The following is an 18,647-nucleotide window of genomic DNA, read 5'->3' on the forward strand; positions in this document are numbered from 1 at the left end:
AGCGAACACACCATGAAAACCTTCCACCGTTTTGTTCTCTTCGGCCTGCTGGGCGTCTTCGCAGCGTTCTTCCTGCTGCCCTTCTACGTGATGCTGGTCACGTCCCTCAAGGACATGGGCGAGATCCGCAACGGCAGCCTGCTGGCGCTGCCGCAGGCGCTCGACTTCACCTCGTGGTTCAAGGCCTGGGGCACGGCGTGCACCGGCATGGACTGCGGCGGCCTGAAGCCCTACTTCTTCAACTCGCTGACCATGATCGTGCCGGCCGTGGCGATCTCGACCACGCTCGGCGCGCTCAACGGCTACGTGCTGACCAAGTGGCGCTTCAAGGGCAGCGAGCTGCTGTTCTCGCTGATGCTGTTCGGCGTCTTCATGCCGCTGCAGGTGGTGCTGCTGCCGATGTCGCAGGTACTGGGCTGGGTGGGGCTGTCGGACTCGATCTGGGGCCTGGTCTGCGTGCACGTGCTGATGGGCCTGGCGTCCACGACGCTGTTCTTCCGCAACTACTACCTCAGCCTGCCTGATGAGCTGATCAAGGCGGCGATGCTGGACGGCGCGGGCTTCTTCCGCATCTTCTGGCGCATCGTGCTGCCGCTGTCGACGCCGATCCTGGTCGTCACGGTGATCTGGCAGTTCACCAACATCTGGAACGATTTCCTGTTCGGCGTGGTGTTCTCCGGCGCCGAATCCAAGCCCATCACGGTGGGTCTGAACAATCTGGCCAACACGTCGAGTTCCGTCAAGGAATACAACGTCGACATGGCCGCTGCACTGATTGCCGCACTGCCGACGCTCGCCGTCTACGTGCTGGCTGGCAAGTATTTCGTCCGCGGCCTGACCGCGGGCGCTGTGAAGGGTTAATCATGGGCGCACTCTCCATCCGCAACGTTCGCAAGAGCTACGGCGAAACCAACATCCTCAAGGGCATCGACCTGGAGATCGACAAGGGTGAGTTCCTCATCCTGGTCGGCCCGTCGGGCTGCGGCAAGTCGACGCTGCTGAGCATGATCGCCGGCCTCGATTCGCCCACCAGCGGCACCATCCACATCGGCGACCGCGACGTCACCCACGAGCTGCCCAAGGACCGCGACATCGCCATGGTGTTCCAGAGCTACGCGCTCTACCCGAACATGAACGTGGCGCAGAACATCGCCTTCGGCCTGGAAATGCGCAAGGTGCCCAAGCCCGAGCGTGACAAGGCCGTGGCGCGCGTCTCCAAGATGCTGCAGATCGAGCACCTGCTCGACCGCAAGCCGGGCGCCCTGTCGGGCGGCCAGCGCCAACGCGTCGCCATGGGCCGCGCCCTGGCACGTGACCCGCTGCTGTTCCTGTTCGACGAGCCGCTGTCCAACCTGGACGCCAAGCTGCGCGTCGAGATGCGCGCCGAGATCAAGCGCCTGCACCAGGTCACGCGCACCACCACCGTCTACGTCACGCACGATCAGGTCGAGGCCATGACGCTGGGCGACCGCATCGCGGTGATGCAGGGCGGCGTGGTACAGCAGTTCGGCAGCCCGGATGACATCTACACGCGGCCGGCAACCAAGTTCGTCGCCGAGTTCATCGGCTCGCCGGCCATGAACATGCTGAACGCCGAACTCGGTGGTGCGGGTGCAGGCCTGAGCGCTGGCGGCTTCGCCCTGCCGCTGGCCGATGCGCGCCGTGCCCAGGCGCAGGCCACCGGCCAGCGCCAGTGGATCTACGGCCTGCGCCCCGAAGCCCTCACCTTTGGCGACACCGGCCTGGCCGGCACCATCAGCATGGTCGAGCCGACCGGGCCCGAGACCTACGTCAAGGTCCAGACCGCCGCTGGCGAGATCGTCGCCCGCGTGCCGGGCAAACTGGCTCATGCGGTGGGCCAGGCCGTGCACCTGAGCTGGTCAACCGACGACGTGCACCTCTTCAACGCCCAGACCGAGGCGCGCCTGCCGGACTGACGTATCGCAGATGCAGCCGTTACGTTGCAACAGCGACTGGTTCGCCGCTTGTAACTGCTGCATGACGCAATACCCCCACGCCGCGCTAGGATGCGCGGCGCTTTCGTTTCCGGAGCGCCGCGCCCCCGTCAGCCCACTCACAGTTGCGCCCACGCCATGATGCAAACCGCTACGCCTACGCCCTATCCCCGACTCGTGGCCGACATTGGCGGCACCAACGCCCGCTTCGGCTGGATCGCCAGCCCGCCGGCCGCAGGCGAGGAGCCGCTGATCACCGACGTGCTCACGCTGCCCACCGCCGACCACGCCACGCTGGCGGACGCGGCGCGGGCGTATCTGGCGCGCATCAATCTCGGCCAGCCCGGCTCGATGGCCTTCGGCATCGCCAACCCGATCACGGGCGACGAAGTGCGCATGACCAACCACCACTGGGCCTTCTCGATCTCGGCGTTGCAGGCCGAGCTGGGCCTCAAGCGGCTGGTGGTGATCAACGACTTCACCGCGCTGGCGCTCGCGCTGCCCAGCCTGCAGCCGCACGAGTTGCGCCAGCTGGGCGGCGGCGCAGCCCGCCCGCACGCGCCGATCGCGCTGCTGGGCGCCGGCACCGGCCTGGGCGTCTCCGGCCTGCTGCACAGCGGCAACAGCTGGCTGGCGCTGGCCGGCGAAGGCGGCCACGTCACGCTGGCGGCCGCCGACGACCGCGAAGCCGCCGTGCTGGCGGCCATGCGCGGCCACCACGGCCACGTCTCGGCCGAACGGGCGTTGTCGGGCATGGGCCTCGTCAACCTCTATCTGGCCGTGGCCGAAGTCAGTCAGGTGGAGCCGGAAGCGCTCAGCCCGGCCGACGTGACCCGCCGCGCGCTCGACGGCTCCGACCCGCTCTGCGTCGAAGCGGTGCAGCACTTCTGCGCCTTCCTGGGCAACGTCGCCGGCAACCTGGCGCTGACGCTCGGCTCGCACGGCGGCGTCTACATCGGCGGCGGCATCGTGCCGCGCCTGGGCGATTTCTTCGACCGCTCGGCCTTCCGCGAACGTTTCGAAGCCAAGGGCCGCTTCGGCGCCTACCTGGGCGCGATGCCGGTCTTCATCATCGACGCCAGCGTGTCGCCGGCCTTGTTTGGCGCGGCGCGGGCGCTCGAACAAAGCTAACGCGCACCACTACCGTCATTCCCGCGCAGGCGGGAATGACGGGACGTACGGCCTACTGCGGCGCCAGCAGCGCCAGCAATCCCGCCTCATCCAGCACCGTCAGGCCCAGTTCCTGGGCCTTGGCCAGCTTGCTGCCGGCCTCGGCGCCCGCCACGACGTAGTGGGTCTTCTTCGACACCGAGCCTGAGACCTTGCCGCCGGCCGCCTCGATCAGGTCCTTGGCCTGGTCGCGCCCCAACGTGGGCAGCGTGCCGGTCAGCACCAGCGTCTTGCCGGCCAGCGGCTTGGGTGCGGTGTCGTCCGCAGCGCCTTCGTGCTCGTCCCAGTGGATGCCGGCGGCGCGCAGTTGTTCGACCACCTCGCGGTTGTGCGGCTGATCGAAGAAGGTGCGCAGGCTTTGCGCCACCACCGGGCCGACGTCACGCACTTCCAGCAACTGCTCGACGCTGGCGTCCATCAGCCGGTCGATCGAGCCGAAGTGCCTGGCCATCTCCTTGGCCGTGGCTTCACCGACGTGGCGGATGCCGAGCGAAAACACAAACCGCGCCAGCGTCGTGCGCTTGCTTTTCTCCAGCGACGCCACCAGGTTCAAGGCGCTTTTTTCGCCCATGCGGTCCAGCGCCATCAGCTTGGCCAGGCCCAGCTTGTACAGCTCGGGCAGCGTGCGGATCAGGCCGGAATCGACCAGCTGATCGACCAGCTTGTCACCCAGACCTTCGACGTCCATCATGCGGCGGCTGGCAAAGTGCAGGATCGCCTGCTTGCGCTGCGCCGGGCAGAACAGCCCGCCGCTGCAGCGCCAGTCGACCTCGCCTTCTTCGCGGGTGATGGTGCTCTGGCACACCGGGCAGTGGCCGCCCAGGCGCTGGTAAAGGTCGAAAGGCTCACTCACGTCAGCCTGGCGCTTCTCCAGCACCACGCCGACCACCTCGGGGATCACATCGCCCGCCCGCCGCACGATCACGGTGTCGCCCACGCGCACGTCCTTGCGGCGCGCCTCGTCCTCGTTGTGCAGCGTGGCGTTGCTCACCGTCGTGCCGCCCACGAACACCGGCTCCAGCTTGGCCACCGGCGTGAGCTTGCCGGTGCGGCCGACCTGGATGTCGATGCCCAGCACGCGCGTCATCTGCTCCTGCGCCGGGTATTTGTGGGCCACCGCCCAGCGCGGCTCGCGCGTCACGAAGCCCAGCCGCTGCTGCAGGTCGCGGCGGTTGACCTTGTAGACCACGCCGTCGATGTCGAACGGCAGGCTGTCGCGCAAGGCGCCCACGCGCTGGTGAAAGGCGATCAGGCCGTCCGCGCCCCGCACCACCGCACGCTCGGCACACACCGGCAGGCCGAGCGCCTGCAGCGCATCGAGCAGGCCGGCGTGGGTGGCTGGCACGTCCCAGCCCACCACCTCGCCCAGCCCGTAGGCAAAGAAGCTCAAGGGCCGTTGTGCGGCAATCGCCGGATCGAGCTGACGCACCGCACCGGCGGCGGCGTTGCGCGGGTTGACGAAGGTCTTCTCGCCCTTGTCGCCCCGGGCGATGCGCTCGCGCTGGCGTTCGTTGAGCCCCTCGAAGTCGTCGCGGCGCATGTAGACCTCGCCACGCACTTCCAGCACCGGCGCATCGCAGGCGGTCAGCCTTAATGGAATCTGGCCGATGGTGCGGATATTCTGCGTCACGTCCTCGCCGGTTTCACCGTCACCGCGCGTGGCGGCCTGCACCAGCACGCCGGCCTCGTAGCGCAGGTTGATGGCGAGGCCGTCGAACTTCAGCTCAGCGGCGTATTCGACCGGCTCGGCGCCTTCTTCCAGCTCCAGTTCGCGCCGCACCCGGCCGTCAAAGGCGACCGCGCCGCTGGCTTCGGTGTCGGTTTCGGTCTTGATGCTGAGCATGGGCACAGCGTGCCGCACCGGCGCAAAACCATCGAGCACCTGTCCCAGCACGCGCTGGGTGGGAGAGTCGGCAGTGCGCAGCTCAGGGTGCGCGGCCTCGATGGCCTGCAACTCGGCAAACAGCCGGTCGTACTCGGCGTCAGGCAGCTGGGGGGCGTCGAGCACGTAATAGAGATGCGCGTGGTGCTGCAGTTGCGCACGCAGCGCGGCGGCACGCTCAGCCGCCAGGGAGAGGTCGTTTTCAGGCATGCGGGAAGAGAGGAATTTCAGCTGAACAGCCGCCGCGCCGCGGCCGATCCTGCGGCCAACTCACGGTCGGCCAGCCGCTGGTAGCGGCCGCGCAGTTCATCGCGTATGGCGGGGAAGTCGTCGGGCGACAGGCTGCGGCCCTGATCGTCGAAGACATGCGCGTCCAGCGACATGGCCAGCGCGTGGCCGGCGGCGCACCAGGCGTTGAAGGGGTCCTCGAAGCCGGGCGTCTGTGGCACGTCGAACACCAGGGCGATTTCGCTGACGCGGGCGTCCTTGGGGTCGTCCGCCAGCGCGGCCTGGGCGTCGAACTGCAGCGACAGCATGGGCGGGGCGCCCTCTTCGCGCCCGGGCAGCACCAGCCGGCCGGGCGTGGCGCCAGCCACGAAGCCGTGGCGGGCAGCGTGCTGCGTCACCCAGGTCACCGGCCAGGGGTTGCTGCGCGTGCTCAGGCGCATGGCCAGCAGGGTGTCCTGCTCACTGGCGAAGGCATCCAGCTCGCGGCCACGGGCGACCACATCCAGCATGTCAGGGAAATCAGCCGCCGCGCTCATGGCGTCGGCAAAGACCTGCACCTTCTGGACAAACTCCGAGAACTCGATCTCGTTGATTGGCCCCAGCCGGTTGGCAAGCTGCACGCCGGCCTGGAATTCGTTGTACCAGGCCTCGGCGCTGGGGGTTTCCCATTCGTGGGTCAGCGCGTTGCGGGCCTCGATCAGGAAGGGCTTGCCACCAGCGCGGCGCGTGGGTGGCAGGTGCGCCAGCACGGTTTCGCCGGCCACCGGCGTCTCGGGCGTCAGGGTGGCGATGCCGTCGATCAGTGCGTCAATGCGCTGCACCACCACATGGCGGCGCGGCGGCAGCACCAGCGTGACCTCGGGCTGGTGGCCCAGGGCGCTCTGCGCTTCGACCTCGTCGACGCGGAAGCGGGCAGCGGCCATGTCGGTCGCGGGCGGCGTGTCCTCGAAGCTCGGCTCCTGGCCGAATTCACGGCCTGAGGCGGGCTCGGCCGGCGTGGACGGCTCGCGTGTCGGCTGGGGGTTGTTACGCATCACGCGACCTGCGGCACGGCGGGTCTGCCATACCCCATGACCGACCACGCCGGCCAGCACCAGCCCCCCCAGAACGGCCAACCAAAGCTGCAGAGAATTCATCGCCAGCGCGCGTGTTTGAACAAGGCCCGCATCATGCCTCAGCCATGGAGAGCGCTGCCTCCATGTCAACCGCCACGATGCGCGAAACGCCCTGCTCCTGCATGGTCACGCCGATGAGTTGTTCGGCCATTTCCATCGCGATCTTGTTGTGGCTGATGAACAGGAACTGCGTGCCGGCCGACATCTGCCGCACCAGCTTGGCATAACGCTCGGTGTTGGCGTCGTCCAGCGGCGCGTCGACCTCATCCAGCAGGCAGAACGGCGCCGGGTTGAGCAGGAAGATCGCAAACACCAGCGCGATGGCCGTGAGCGCCTTCTCGCCGCCCGAGAGCAGGTGGATGGTGCTGTTCTTCTTGCCCGGCGGCTGGGCCATGACCTGCACACCGGAATCCAGGATCTCGTCGCCGGTGATGACCAGCCGGGCCTGGCCACCGCCGAACAGCGTCGGGAACATCTGGCCGAAGCCTTCGTTGACGCGGTCGAAGGTGCCTTTGAGCAGGTCGCGGGTTTCCAGGTCGATCTTGCGGATGGCGTCTTCGAGCGTGGTCATGGCGCGCGTCAGGTCGTCGTTCTGCGCGTCCAGGAAGGTCTTGCGCTCGCGGGCGCTGCCCAGTTCATCGAGCGCGGCCAGGTTGACGGCGCCGAGCGCGGCCATCTCGCGGTTGATGCGGTCGATCTCGGTCTGCAAACCGTAGAGCTTGACGCTGTCGGCCTCGATGCCTGCCGCCAGCGCGATCAGATCGACCTCGGCCGCCTGCAGCTGCTCCATGTACTGCGCGCCACCCAGCTGTGCGGCCTGTTGTTCGAGCTGCAGGCGCGTGATCTCGTCGCGCAGCGGCTGCAGGCTGCGCTCGAAGGCCAGGCGCTGCTCATCAGCGCGCTTGAGTTGTGCGGCCAGTTCGTCATAGCGGCTGCGCGCAGCGGCCAGCGTCGCTTCACGTTCCAGGCGCAGCGCCAGCGCTTCCTGCAGGCCGCCTTCAGCGGCGGTGTCGTCGCTGCGGGTGAGCTCTTCCTGCAGCTGCGCGGCCGTGCGCTGGTTGACGGCCAGCTGCTGCGCCGCCGTTTCCAGCGCGCGCTGCAACTCGCCGCGCCGGGCGGACAGCGCGCGGGCGCTGAACTGCGCCTCCTGCGCGCTGCGCTCCAGCCGGCGCAGTTGCTCGCGGGCGTCGGCCAGGCGGCGCTCGGCCTCGATCACCTGTTCTTCCAGCTCGGCGTGCAGTTCCTGCTCGGTGCCGAGGGCGATGTCGAGTTCCTCGAAGCGCGCCTCGCCGGTCATGCGGCGCTCTTCCAGGTCTTCGAGCTGGATGTTGATCTCGGCCAATTCGGCGTCGAGCTGACCGCGCCGCTGGCTGGCCTGGGCCGAGAGTTGCGACAGCCGCAGCACCTCGACCTGCAACTGGTGCGCGCGCGTCTGCGCCTGATCGGCGTCGCGCCGCGCGCCAGCCAGGCGCTGGCTGGCGTCGGTGTAGGCGGCTTCAGCGCGTACCAATGCGCTGCGGGCGTCGTCGGCCAGCAGGCTCTGGGCGCGGCTCTGACGCTCGAGGTTTTCGATCTCCTGGGCGCGCGCCAGCATGCCGGCCTGCTCACTGTCCGGCGCATGAAAGCTCACCGCAAACTGGCTGACGGCGTGGCCGGCGGGGGTCAGGATGATCTCGCCGTGCGTCAGGCGGCTGCGCTGGGCCAGCGCTTCTTCCAGGCTGGTGGCGGTGTAGACGCCTTCGAGCCAGTCGTTGAGCAGCGCCTTCAGGCCGGCGTCGGCCAGCCGCAGCAGATCGGTCAGGCGCGGCAGCGTCTGGTGGCGGTTGACCAGCGCGCCTTGCGGCAGCGTGTAGAAGGCCAGCTTGGCGGGCGGCGCATCCAGCTCGAAGGCGCGCACGGACTCGACCCGGCTGACCTCCAGCGCCGCCAGCCGCTCGCGCAGCACCGCTTCCAGCGCGGTTTCCCAGCCGGGCTCGATGTGGATGCGCGTCCACAAACCTTGTAGGCCTTCCAGCCCGTGCCGCGCCAGCCAGGGCTTGAGCTTGCCTTCGGTCTGGACTTTGTCCTGCAGCGCGCGCAGCGCTTCCAGCCGCGCGCTCACGTCGGCCTGGCGGGCCGATTCGCTGTTGACCAGCGCCTGCTGCTGGCGGCGGGCGTCGTCGAGCGCGGGCACCTGCTCGGCCAGCTCGGTCAGCAGTTCGGCCGCGATGGCCTGGATCTCGTCGGCCTGGGCGAGCTGCTCGCGCATGTCGGCCAGCCGCGCCTCGTCGGGCATGACGAGCTGGCGCTTCTCGGCGCTCAGGCGATCGTGGCGCTGGTTCAACTCGCGGGCGCGCTCATCGAGGTTGCGCGACGCCGCCGCCAGCAGCTGGATCTGCTGCTGCACTTCGGCCGCACGGCTGCGCTGCTGGTTGGCGCGCTGCTGGGTGGCCTGCAGCTTTTCTTCGGCGGCGGGCAGCGCCAGGGCCTGTTCTTCGGACTGGGCGGCCAGCACCTCGCTGTGCTCTTCGGCCGTGGCGATCTGCTCGGCAAGGGTGTCCTGCTCCGTCAGCGCCTCATCGCGGCGGGCGGCCCACTGCGTGTTCTGGGCGCTGATCTCTGCCAGCCGCTGCTCGGCGCGGCGGCGGGCTTCGATGACGTGGCGGATGCGCTCTTCCAGCCGGCTGACCTGCATCGCCGCCTCGGCCAGGCCGCCCTGCGCGGTGTGCAGTTCGTCGTTGGCGGCGTAGTGCTGCTGGCGCACTTCGTCGAGTTCGGCCTCGACCTGACGCAGCTCGGCCAGGCGCGCCTCCAGCGCGTTGGTGGCCGTGAGCACTGCCTCGCGGACGCGATCCTGCTCGCTGCTGGCGTCGCGGTGCTTCAGGAACCACAGCTGTTGCAGCTTGAGCGTGCCGGCCTGCTGCAGGCCGCGAAAGCGCTGCGCCACCTCGGCCTGCGCTTCCAGGCGTTCGAGGTTGCTGTTGAGTTCACGCAGGATGTCGTCGACGCGGGTCAGGTTCTCGCGCGTGTCGCGGATGCGGTTTTCGGTCTCGCGGCGGCGTTCCTTGTACTTGGAAACGCCGGCGGCCTCCTCCAGGAACAGGCGCAGCTCTTCCGGGCGGCTTTCGATGATGCGGCTGATGGTGCCCTGGCCGATGATGGCGTAGGCGCGCGGCCCCAGGCCGGTGCCGAGAAACACATCCTGCACGTCGCGCCGGCGCACCGGCTGGTTGTTGATGTAGTAGCTGCTGGTGCCATCGCGCGTCAGCACGCGCTTGACGGCAATCTCGGTGAACTGGTTCCACTGGCCACCGGCACGGGCGCTGGCGTTGTCGAAGATCAGCTCGACGCTGGAGCGGCTGGCCGGCTTGCGGTTGCCGCTGCCGTTGAAGATGACGTCCTGCATCGACTCGCCGCGCAGCTCGCTGGCCTTGCTCTCGCCCAGCACCCAGCGCACCGCGTCCATGATGTTGGATTTGCCGCAGCCGTTGGGCCCGACCACGCCGACCAGCTGGCCCGGCAGCTGGAAATGGGTCGGGTCGGCAAAGGACTTGAAGCCCGAGAGCTTGATGGAGTTCAGACGCATAAAAAAACCGCCAGGGCAGGCAGGAAAGGCCGGCAGGCGGGGACACAAATGATAGCGGCCGGATCAGGGCCGAGCGGCGGCCGGGCTGCGCTGATAATGCTGGCCCATGAATCCCCTGCTCCAGCGGCTGCAGCCGTACCCCTTCGAGCGCCTGCGCGCCCTGCATGCCGGCGTCACCCCCAACCCGGCCCTGCGGCCCATCAGCCTCGGCATCGGCGAGCCCAAGCACGCCACGCCGCAGTTCCTGAAAGACCGCCTGAGCGCCTCGCTCGATGGCCTGGCCGGCTATCCGGCCACTGCCGGCGAGCTGAGCCTGCGCCAGTCGTGCGCCGGCTGGCTGCAGCGGCGCTACGGCGTCAGCGTGGATGCCGCCACGCAGGTGCTGCCCGTCAACGGCACGCGCGAGGCGCTGTTCGCGCTGGCGCAGACAGTGCTCGATCCGACCCAGCACCTGGACGCCGGCGGCCCGGTGGTGGTCTGCCCGAATCCGTTCTACCAAATCTACGAAGGCGCGGCCTACCTGGGCGGCGCCACGCCGGTGTTTGCCAACAGCGACCCGGCACGCAACTTCGCGCCCGACTGGTCGCAAATTGATGAGGCCACCTGGGCGCGCTGCCAGCTGCTCTACGTCTGCTCGCCCGGCAACCCGACCGGCGCCGTCATGCCGCTCGAAGAGTGGGCGGCGCTGTTTGCGCTGTCGGACAAGTACGGCTTCGTGATCGCTGCGGACGAGTGTTACTCCGAGATCTACTTCCGTGACGACGCACCGCTGGGCGGGCTGGAAGCGGCAGTCAAGCTCGGCCGGCACGACTTCAAGCGGCTGGTGCTGATGACCAGCCTGTCCAAGCGCAGCAACGTGCCGGGCCTGCGCTCGGGCTTCGTGGCCGGCGACGCCGAGATCATGAAGGCCTTCCTGCTCTACCGTACTTACCACGGCAGCGCCATGGCCCTGCCGGTGCAGGCTGCCAGCGCGGCGGCGTGGGACGACGAGGCGCACGTGGTCGACAACCGCAACCTGTATCGCCAGAAGTTCGCCCAGGTCACGCCGGTGCTGGCCGAGGTGATGGACGTGGCGCTGCCGGACGCCGGTTTCTACCTGTGGGCGAAGGTGCCGGCGCACATCTGCGGCGGCTCGGACACCGAGTTCTCGCGCCAGTTGCTCGCTCAATACAATGTCGTGGTGCTGCCCGGCAGCTACCTGGCGCGCGAGGCGCACGGCGTCAACCCCGGCGCCGGCCGCATCCGCATGGCGCTGGTGGCGGGCGTCGAAGAATGCCTCGAAGCCGCCCACCGCATCGCCCGCTTCATTACCGAACACACTCCCTCATAAAGAAAATCACCATGTCCATTCCATTGCAGACCCTGATCGAAGCCGCGTGGGAAGACCGCGCCAACCTGTCCATCGCTTCCGCCCCGGCTGAAGTACGCGAGGCTGTCGCCCACGTCATCGGCGAACTCGACGCCGGGCGCATCCGCGTGGCCGAGCGCCAGGGCGTGGGCCAGTGGCAGGTCAACCAGTGGATCAAGAAGGCCGTGCTGCTGAGCTTCCGCCTCAACGACAACGTGGTGCAAGGCAGCGGCGACCTGACCTTCTTCGACAAGGTGCCGACCAAGTTCGCCGGCATGAGCGACGCCGAACTGCGCGCCACCGGCGTGCGCGTGGTGCCGCCGGCGGTGGCGCGTCGCGGCAGTTTTGTTGCCAAGGGCGCGATCCTGATGCCGTCGTACGTCAACATCGGCGCCTACGTCGACGAAGGCACGATGGTCGACACCTGGGCCGCCGTGGGTTCGTGCGCACAGATCGGCAAGAACGTGCACCTGTCGGGCGGCGTCGGCATCGGCGGCGTGCTGGAGCCGATGCAGGCGAATCCGACCATCATCGAGGACAACTGCTTCATCGGCGCCCGCTCGGAGATCGTCGAAGGCGTGATCGTTGAAGAGAACTCGGTCATCAGCATGGGCGTCTACATCGGCCAGAGCACCCGCATCTATGACCGCGCCACCGGCGAAGTGTCCTACGGCCGCATCCCCGCCGGCTCGGTGGTGGTCAGCGGCAACCTGCCTTCGGCCGACGGCAAGTACAGCCTCTACTGCGCCGTGATCGTCAAGAAGGTCGACGCGCAGACGCGCTCCAAGACCAGCATCAACGAACTGCTGCGCGACTGAAGCCGCCCGGCCGCGTCGACTGATCCGCACCCACCACAATCGCAGGATGGCAGCCACCAACAACCTTGAGCGCATCCTGCGCGTGATGTCCGAGAAACGGGCTTCCGACGTGTTCCTGTCGGCCAACATGCCGGTGCTGATCAAGATCCACGGCCAGATCCTGCAGCTGACGCAGGAGGCGCTCGCGCCCAACCAGACGCGCCAGCTGCTGGCCGAGATGCTCACGCCCAGCCAGCTCGAAGAGCTCGACGAGACCGGCGAGCTCAATGTCGGCCTGCAGGTGGCGGGCGTGGCGACCTACCGCCTGTCGGCCTTCAAGCAGCGCGGCACGGTGGCAGCGGTGTTCCGCTGCATGCCGACCGAGATCCCGGCGCTGGAGACGCTCTGCCTGCCCGAGAGCCTCAACACGCTGGCGCTGGCACGGCGCGGCCTGGTGCTGGTGGCCGGCGCCACGGGCACCGGCAAGAGCACGACGCTGGCGTCGATGATCCAGCACCGCAACCAGCAGATGGCCGGGCACATCCTGACCATCGAGGATCCGATCGAGTTCCTGTTCACCAACTTCAAGTCGGTGGTGAACCAGCGCGAGGTCGGACGCGACGTTCAATCGCTGCAGATCGGCCTGAAGAACGCCATGCGCCAGGCGCCGGACTGCATCTTCATCGGCGAGATCCGCGACCGCGAGACCATGAGCGCGGCGCTGTCCTACGCGCTCTCGGGCCACCTGGTGCTGTCGACGCTGCACGCCAACAACAGCTACCACGCGCTCAACCGCATCCTGTCGTTCTACACGCCGGAGTCGCGCCCGGCGCTGCTGTCGGACCTGGCCTCCGGCCTGCGCGCCATCGTGTCGCAGCGCCTTCTGCGCTCGACCCATGGCGGGCGCGTGCCGGCGTGCGAGATCCTGCTCAACACCCAGCTGATTGCCGAGTTGATCGAGCAGGGCAACTTCACCGGCGTCAAGGAGGCCATGGGCCGCTCGATTGCCGATGGCTCACAGACCTTCGAGGCCGATCTGGCCCGCCTGATCGGCGCCGGCCTGGTCACGCGCGACGAGGGCCTGACCCACGCCGACTCGCCCACCAACCTGCTCTGGCGCCTGCAGAACGAGCAGGACCCGAGCCAGCGTCCGGCAGCTGAGGTCGAGCCCGAAGCCGAAGCCGGCCCCTCGTTCACCGAAATCACGCTCGACGTGCACAACGCCAACAACACCGGCGCCAGCGCCAAGACCGGCGGCCGCAATCCGGTGCTGCGCCCCGTACCCGGCACCGGCCCGCGCAACTGAATCCACTTTGTATCAGGGGCGAAGCCGCGTGCCCAGTGCGCGGCTTTCGTCCCGACTGCCATGCATCTACCCACCCTGAACCTGCTTGAAGACCTGATCGCCCGGCGCTCGGTCACGCCCGACGACGCTGGCTGCCAGGCGCTGATCGCCGCGCGGCTGGCCGCCTGCGGCTTCGAGATCTATCACCTGCCGTTTGGCGGCATCGAGAACCTGTGGGCGATCCGCCGAGGCACCGGTCATCACGACGGTTCCAGCCCGACGCTGGTCTTTGCCGGCCACACCGACGTGGTGCCCACCGGCCCGCTCGACCAGTGGCACAGCGACCCCTTCGTGCCCAGCCACCGCGACGGCCTGATCTACGGCCGGGGCGCGGCGGACATGAAGACCTCGCTGGCGGCCATGGTGGTTGCGGCTGAAGAATTTGCCGCCGCGCAACCCACGCACCGGGGCAGTTTGGCGTTTCTGCTCACCAGCGACGAGGAAGGCCCGGCCATCGATGGCACCGTCAAGGTCTGCGAGTGGCTGCAAGCGCGCGGCGAGCGGCTGGACGCCTGCATCGTCGGCGAGCCGACCTCGGTCGAACAGCTGGGCGACATGATCAAGAACGGCCGGCGCGGCTCCATGTCCGGGCGGCTGGTGGTGCGCGGCATCCAGGGTCACATCGCCTACCCGCACCTGGCGCGCAACCCGATCCACCAGGCTGCGCCGGCGCTGGCCGAGCTGGCTGCGCTGCGCTGGGACGAGGGCAACGCCCACTTTCCGCCCACCAGCTGGCAGATCTCGAACCTCCACGCCGGCACGGGCGCCAGCAACGTGATCCCGGGCGAGCTGGTGGTGGACTTCAACTTCCGCTTCTCGACCGAATCGACGCCCGCCGGCCTGCAGGCACAGGTCGACGCGGTGCTGCAGCGCCACGGGCTGGAGTACAGCGTGGCCTGGAGCATCAGCGGCCTGCCCTTCCTGACCGAGCCGGGCAGCCTGACCACCGCCTTGAGCGGCGCCATCGCCGAGGTGACCGGCGTGACGACCGAGCTGTCGACCACCGGCGGCACGTCGGACGGCCGCTTCATCGCCCGCATCTGCCCGCAGGTGGTGGAGTTCGGGCCGATCAATGCCACCATCCACAAAGTCAATGAGTGCTGTGCGCTGAGCACGCTCGGCCCCCTCAAGGACATCTATCTGCGTACGCTGGAGGCCCTCATCCGATGAGCACGACCGTGATGCAACTGGTGCAGGACATGGCCGCCCGGCTCGACGCCGCTGGCGTCAGCTATGGCCACGGCACCACCAACGCCCGCGATGAAGCGGCCTGGCTGACCTTGTGGCGCCTGGACCTGCCGGTCGACGCGCTCGACGAGGTGGCCGACTCCGCCGTCAGCGACGAGCGCATCGCGCTGGTGCAGGCGGTGATCGACGAGCGCATCCGCAGCCGCAAGCCCGCCGCCTACCTCACGCACGAGGCCTGGCTGCAGGGCGTGCCGTTCTACGTCGATGAACGCTGCATCGTGCCGCGCTCCTTCATTGCCGAACTGCTGGCCGACCCGCAGATGGGCGCCATGCTCGACGCCTGGCTGAGCGAGGACACGCACCGCGTGCTCGACCTGTGCACCGGCAACGGCAGCCTGGCTGTGCTGGCGGCCATGGCGTATCCGGACATCAGCGTCGACGCGGCCGACCTGTCGAACGACGCGCTGGAAGTGGCGCGCATCAACCTGCAGCGCCACGGCCTGAGCGAGCGCGTGCACCTGCTGCACAGCGACGGCCTGAGCCAGGTGCGCGGCCCCTACGACCTGATCCTGTGCAACCCGCCCTACGTCAACGCGCAGTCGATGGCCAAGCTGCCCGCCGAGTACCTGGCAGAGCCCGAAATGGCGCTGGCCGGCGGCAGCGACGGCATGGATTTCATCCGCAAGCTGCTGCGCGACGCGCCGGCCCAATTGACCGAGAACGGCGTGCTGGTGCTGGAGATTGGCAACGAGCGCGAGCATTTCAGCGCCGCCTTCCCGGACCTGCATCCGATCTGGCTGGAGACCAGCGCGGGCGGCGACCAGGTCCTGCTGCTGCCGCGCGACGGGCTGATGGTCTGAGCCTGCCGGCTCGATCGCTTATCCTCACGCCCTGAAACACCAGTCAACGCACCTCAGGAGCCCCATTTGGCGACGCCCAACTATTCCTACGAAAAACGTCAGCGCGAGCTGGCCAAGAAGCGCAAGACCGAAGAAAAACGCCAGCGCAAGCAGCAACGTCCGGACGGCAGCAGCGATGCGCCGGAAGGCGCCGAAGGCAACGCCAACCCTGACCAGCAGGACGGCACGCCCAGTGGTGCGCCTGACGCGCCGAGCGCCTGATCCTTCGATCTGCTTTCTGGCCTGAAAAACCGCGCCCATCGGCGCGGTTTTTTGCTTTTCAGCGGCGGCTTTTCAAGCGTTGCGCTTGATCTCGCGGCGCTGGCGCACCGCTGCCGCCAGTTCATCGAGCAGCGCCTGCGTGTCGGTCCAGCCCAGGCAGGCGTCGGTGATCGACACGCCATGGCGCAGCGGCTGGCCGGGCTGCTGGTCCTGGCGACCGGCCTCCAGGTGACTCTCGATCATCACGCCAGTGATGCGTTGATCGCCAGCAGCAATCTGCGCGGCCACATCGTGGCAGACCTCGATCTGGCGCTCGTGCTGCTTGCTCGCGTTGGCGTGCGAGAAATCGATCATCACCTGCGGGCGCAAGCCGTTGGCCTGCAGCGCAGCGCAGGTGGCGTCGACGTCGGCCGCGCTGTAGTTGGGCTGCTTGCCGCCGCGCAGGATGATGTGGCAGTCGGCGTTGCCGCGGGTCTCGAAGATGGCGGCCTGGCCCATCTTGGTCATGCCCATGAAGGCGTGGCTGGCGCTGGCGGCGACGATGGCGTCGGCCGCGACCTTGACGCCACCGTCGGTGCCGTTCTTGAAGCCGACCGGGCAGCTCAGGCCCGAGGCGAGCTGGCGGTGGCTCTGGCTCTCGGTCGTGCGCGCGCCGATGGCGCCCCAGCTGACCAGATCGGCCACGTACTGCGGACTGAGCAGGTCCAGGAATTCGCTGCCCGCCGGCAGGCCGAGCGCGGCCACGTCCAACAGCAATTCACGCGCACGGCGCAGACCTTCGTTGATGCGGAAGCTGCCGTCCAGACGTGGATCGTTGATGTAGCCCTTCCAGCCGACCGTGGTGCGCGGCTTCTCGAAGTACACGCGCATGACGATCAGCAGGTCGCCCTGCAGGCGCTGCTGCGCCTGTTGCAGCAGGCAGGCGTAGGCCAGCGCCTGGTCGTGGTCGTGGATGGAGCACGGGCCGACCACGGCGATCAGCCGGTCGTCGCGCCCGGCCAGCACGGCGGAGAGTTCGGCGCGCGAGCGCTCGATCAGCGCCTGCGCCGCGTCGGGCAGCGGCAGTTCGTCCAGCAGCACGGCGGGCGAGATCAGCGGGCGGACCGCGCCGATGCGGACGTCGTCAACGCGGGTGGTGTCGAGGGTGTTCATGGGGTGTGCGGGCTTTCATCGTTTCGCAGGTCAGTATCGCGGCTGATTATTTCAGCGTCGGCAGCGGACAATTGGTGTCGCAACAGACTTGAAAGACCTCATGAATCTCATCGACTTCGACCTGCGCGGCGACTTCATCCCGCTGGACGCCCTACTCAAGGCCACCGGCATGGCTGAGAGCGGCGGCGCAGCCAAGATGCTGGTAGCCGACGGCAAAGTGCAGGTCAACGGCCAGCAGGAATTGCGTAAAACTTGTAAAGTCAGAGCCGGTCAGGTGGTGAGCGTCGCAGGCACCCGCATCCGGGTCCGGTCGGAAGTCAGTTCTTGAATTCTGGTGCCGCAGCCTCACACTGATCGAACTGGGTGCATGGGCCGATCCGCCATGCATCCAACCCTCGTTGCCCTCGGGCAGCCTCAACTCTAGACAAAACGACATGACAACGAAGAACTGGTTGCTCGGCGCCTGCATGGTGGCCGTACTGATGGTGCAAGCGCCTCAGATCGCAGAGGCCAAGCGCTTGGGCGGTGGCAACTCGTCTGGCATGCAGCGCAGCATGCCTGCAAGCCCGGCACCCGCAGGAACGCCCGCCAAACCGACACAAAGCCAGCAGGCCGCGCCTGCCGCAGCACCGGTTGCGGCGGCACAGCCCGCGGGCAAGCGTTCGTGGATGGGGCCTATCGCCGGTCTGGCCGCTGGTCTTGGCATTGCCGCGCTGATGAGCCACCTCGGCATGGGTGAAGCATTCGGCAATTTCCTGATGATGGCTTTGCTGGCCGTGGTTGCGGTGGTCGCCATCGGCTGGTTGATGCGCCGATTTGGCAACAAGGGGCGTGCGAGCACCAATCAGCCCGCTTTTGCAGGTGCCGGGACAGGCGCTGCAAATACCCATCCCGCTGACGTGTCCTGGCCCGCCCAGAACACCACGACGCAGCGCAATGCGATGCCCAGCAGCGCTGCAAACAGCTTCGAGAGCCTGGCCAACAGCTTCGGCATGGGCAAAACGCAAGGCAACGCGAACATGCAGTCATCGGTTCCTGCAGCGCCAGTGCTGCCTGCTGACTTCGATGTGGCCGGCTTCGAGCGCATCGCCAAGATGATCTTCATCCGCCTGCAAGCAGCCAACGACGCTGGTGACCTGACGGACCTGCGTAACTTCACGACGCCGGAACTGTTCGCCAATATCCGTCTGGACTTGCAAGAGCGCGGCACCAAGACGCAGCAGACCGATGTGGTGGACGTGCAGTGCCAGGTGCTTGACCTGGTGCGCGAAACCGACCGTGACGTCGTCAGCGTGCGCTACCACGGCATGATTCGCGAACAAGTCGGCGCGCCCGCTGAAGCGTTTGATGAAATCTGGCATCTGGTTCAGCCCCGCGACGGTAGCCGCACCTGGGCAATTGCCGGTATCCAGCAGTCGCACTGAGATCGGTTTGCCGCTGTTGGATAAAGTCTGCAATAGCGGCAAACCCGGTGTTGCAATGCACCAAAAACCAAAACCTGCGCTACACTACGTAGTGAACCGCCCCTGAAACGGGGCGGTTCTGTTTCGTACGTCCCCTCTGACTTTCTGTTTCCCCTCATCCTCCGGCAGCCAACCTCATGGTCTGGCCTGCAGGGCTGCAGGCACGGTCGGCGGCGATGCTGTTCGACCCGGGCGGGCTACCCCTACCCTGATGTGCTACGAGCGCCGCGCGTTAACGGATGACGCCTGAGCGATTCGCGAGCCTGCCTTGCGTTGCCACTCATTCCGAGTTGCTCGCACCTGCTGCGTGCCTGTTGG

At 67.8% G+C, this 18,647-nt stretch carries 15 protein-coding genes; 11 read left to right on the top strand and 4 right to left on the bottom strand.

Annotated elements, in window-relative coordinates; genetic code table 11:
• The first annotated feature begins 12 nt into the window (after positions 1-12).
• From AC5IG3_RS08845 to AC5IG3_RS08855, 3 genes are all read left to right on the top strand, one after another.
• Positions 13-861 carry a carbohydrate ABC transporter permease gene (locus AC5IG3_RS08845; RefSeq protein WP_491905929.1) on the top strand — a complete coding sequence of 283 codons (849 nt, stop codon included), beginning with the start codon at positions 13-15 and terminating at the stop codon, positions 859-861.
• Positions 862-863: 2 nt separating this feature from the next.
• Positions 864-1,937, top strand: coding sequence for an ABC transporter ATP-binding protein (locus AC5IG3_RS08850; protein ID WP_491905930.1), 1,074 nt, complete (start codon positions 864-866; stop codon positions 1,935-1,937).
• 156 nt (positions 1,938-2,093) lie between these two features.
• Positions 2,094-3,086: a glucokinase gene (locus AC5IG3_RS08855; RefSeq protein ID WP_491905931.1), complete on the top strand. Its 993-nt coding sequence runs from the start codon at positions 2,094-2,096 to the stop codon at positions 3,084-3,086.
• Positions 3,087-3,138: 52 nt separating this feature from the next.
• Here AC5IG3_RS08855 and ligA read toward each other — a convergent pair whose 3' ends face one another.
• From ligA to smc, 3 genes are read right to left on the bottom strand one after another with little or no spacing between them, the layout of a single operon-like run.
• A complete protein-coding gene (gene ligA / locus AC5IG3_RS08860; RefSeq protein ID WP_491905932.1) occupies positions 3,139-5,217 on the bottom strand; it encodes an NAD-dependent DNA ligase LigA in 2,079 nt (692 codons plus the stop codon).
• Between the two features lie 17 nt (positions 5,218-5,234).
• The gene (locus AC5IG3_RS08865; protein ID WP_491905933.1) at positions 5,235-6,371 is read right to left on the bottom strand and encodes a cell division protein FtsZ; all 1,137 of its coding nucleotides are present in this window, start codon (positions 6,369-6,371) and stop codon (positions 5,235-5,237) included.
• Positions 6,372-6,402: 31 nt separating this feature from the next.
• Positions 6,403-9,915, bottom strand: coding sequence for a chromosome segregation protein SMC (gene smc, locus AC5IG3_RS08870; protein WP_491905934.1), 3,513 nt, complete (start codon positions 9,913-9,915; stop codon positions 6,403-6,405).
• A gap of 106 nt (positions 9,916-10,021) precedes the next feature.
• On the opposite strand from smc, the gene dapC reads away from it, so the two are divergent.
• From dapC to AC5IG3_RS08900, 6 genes are all read left to right on the top strand, one after another.
• Positions 10,022-11,245 carry a succinyldiaminopimelate transaminase gene (gene dapC, locus AC5IG3_RS08875; RefSeq protein ID WP_491905935.1) on the top strand — a complete coding sequence of 408 codons (1,224 nt, stop codon included), beginning with the start codon at positions 10,022-10,024 and terminating at the stop codon, positions 11,243-11,245.
• Between the two features lie 11 nt (positions 11,246-11,256).
• Entirely contained in the window at positions 11,257-12,081 is an 825-nt protein-coding gene (gene dapD / locus AC5IG3_RS08880; protein WP_491905936.1) for a 2,3,4,5-tetrahydropyridine-2,6-dicarboxylate N-succinyltransferase, read from the top strand.
• A gap of 46 nt (positions 12,082-12,127) precedes the next feature.
• Positions 12,128-13,366 carry a PilT/PilU family type 4a pilus ATPase gene (locus tag AC5IG3_RS08885; RefSeq protein ID WP_491905937.1) on the top strand — a complete coding sequence of 413 codons (1,239 nt, stop codon included), beginning with the start codon at positions 12,128-12,130 and terminating at the stop codon, positions 13,364-13,366.
• Between the two features lie 60 nt (positions 13,367-13,426).
• Positions 13,427-14,575 carry a succinyl-diaminopimelate desuccinylase gene (gene dapE, locus AC5IG3_RS08890; protein ID WP_491905938.1) on the top strand — a complete coding sequence of 383 codons (1,149 nt, stop codon included), beginning with the start codon at positions 13,427-13,429 and terminating at the stop codon, positions 14,573-14,575.
• Positions 14,572-15,453 carry a 50S ribosomal protein L3 N(5)-glutamine methyltransferase gene (gene prmB / locus AC5IG3_RS08895; RefSeq protein WP_491905939.1) on the top strand — a complete coding sequence of 294 codons (882 nt, stop codon included), beginning with the start codon at positions 14,572-14,574 and terminating at the stop codon, positions 15,451-15,453. Before dapE ends, prmB begins: the two co-directional genes overlap by 4 nt.
• Positions 15,454-15,519: 66 nt before the next feature.
• Positions 15,520-15,714: a hypothetical protein gene (locus AC5IG3_RS08900; protein ID WP_491905940.1), complete on the top strand. Its 195-nt coding sequence runs from the start codon at positions 15,520-15,522 to the stop codon at positions 15,712-15,714.
• A gap of 72 nt (positions 15,715-15,786) precedes the next feature.
• On the opposite strand, the gene AC5IG3_RS08905 is transcribed toward AC5IG3_RS08900, so the two are convergent.
• Entirely contained in the window at positions 15,787-16,866 is a 1,080-nt protein-coding gene (locus tag AC5IG3_RS08905) for a 3-deoxy-7-phosphoheptulonate synthase (RefSeq protein ID WP_491905941.1), read from the bottom strand.
• Positions 16,867-16,966: 100 nt separating this feature from the next.
• On the opposite strand from AC5IG3_RS08905, the gene AC5IG3_RS08910 reads away from it, so the two are divergent.
• Both AC5IG3_RS08910 and AC5IG3_RS08915 read left to right on the top strand, forming a co-directional pair.
• Positions 16,967-17,194: an RNA-binding S4 domain-containing protein gene (locus AC5IG3_RS08910; RefSeq protein ID WP_491905942.1), complete on the top strand. Its 228-nt coding sequence runs from the start codon at positions 16,967-16,969 to the stop codon at positions 17,192-17,194.
• Positions 17,195-17,333: 139 nt separating this feature from the next.
• The gene (locus AC5IG3_RS08915; protein WP_491905943.1) at positions 17,334-18,290 is read left to right on the top strand and encodes a Tim44 domain-containing protein; all 957 of its coding nucleotides are present in this window, start codon (positions 17,334-17,336) and stop codon (positions 18,288-18,290) included.
• The last annotated feature ends 357 nt before the right edge of the window (positions 18,291-18,647 follow it).

It is taken from the genome of Leptothrix sp. (in: b-proteobacteria) (assembly GCF_965250675.1).
Lineage (GTDB): Bacteria > Pseudomonadota > Gammaproteobacteria > Burkholderiales > Burkholderiaceae_C > Sphaerotilus.

What these genes read in the sequence shown, in the direction of transcription:
- AC5IG3_RS08845 (WP_491905929.1), top strand. Translation starts at nt 13, where the DNA reads ATGAAAACCTTCCACCGTTTTGTTCTCTTCGGCCTGCTGGGCGTCTTC.
- AC5IG3_RS08850 (WP_491905930.1), top strand. Translation starts at nt 864, where the DNA reads ATGGGCGCACTCTCCATCCGCAACGTTCGCAAGAGCTACGGCGAAACC.
- AC5IG3_RS08855 (WP_491905931.1), top strand. Translation starts at nt 2,094, where the DNA reads ATGATGCAAACCGCTACGCCTACGCCCTATCCCCGACTCGTGGCCGAC.
- ligA (WP_491905932.1), bottom strand. Translation starts at nt 5,217, where the DNA reads ATGCCTGAAAACGACCTCTCCCTGGCGGCTGAGCGTGCCGCCGCGCTG.
- AC5IG3_RS08865 (WP_491905933.1), bottom strand. Translation starts at nt 6,371, where the DNA reads ATGAATTCTCTGCAGCTTTGGTTGGCCGTTCTGGGGGGGCTGGTGCTG.
- smc (WP_491905934.1), bottom strand. Translation starts at nt 9,915, where the DNA reads ATGCGTCTGAACTCCATCAAGCTCTCGGGCTTCAAGTCCTTTGCCGAC.
- dapC (WP_491905935.1), top strand. Translation starts at nt 10,022, where the DNA reads ATGAATCCCCTGCTCCAGCGGCTGCAGCCGTACCCCTTCGAGCGCCTG.
- dapD (WP_491905936.1), top strand. Translation starts at nt 11,257, where the DNA reads ATGTCCATTCCATTGCAGACCCTGATCGAAGCCGCGTGGGAAGACCGC.
- AC5IG3_RS08885 (WP_491905937.1), top strand. Translation starts at nt 12,128, where the DNA reads ATGGCAGCCACCAACAACCTTGAGCGCATCCTGCGCGTGATGTCCGAG.
- dapE (WP_491905938.1), top strand. Translation starts at nt 13,427, where the DNA reads ATGCATCTACCCACCCTGAACCTGCTTGAAGACCTGATCGCCCGGCGC.
- prmB (WP_491905939.1), top strand. Translation starts at nt 14,572, where the DNA reads ATGAGCACGACCGTGATGCAACTGGTGCAGGACATGGCCGCCCGGCTC.
- AC5IG3_RS08905 (WP_491905941.1), bottom strand. Translation starts at nt 16,866, where the DNA reads ATGAACACCCTCGACACCACCCGCGTTGACGACGTCCGCATCGGCGCG.
- AC5IG3_RS08910 (WP_491905942.1), top strand. Translation starts at nt 16,967, where the DNA reads ATGAATCTCATCGACTTCGACCTGCGCGGCGACTTCATCCCGCTGGAC.
- AC5IG3_RS08915 (WP_491905943.1), top strand. Translation starts at nt 17,334, where the DNA reads ATGGTGGCCGTACTGATGGTGCAAGCGCCTCAGATCGCAGAGGCCAAG.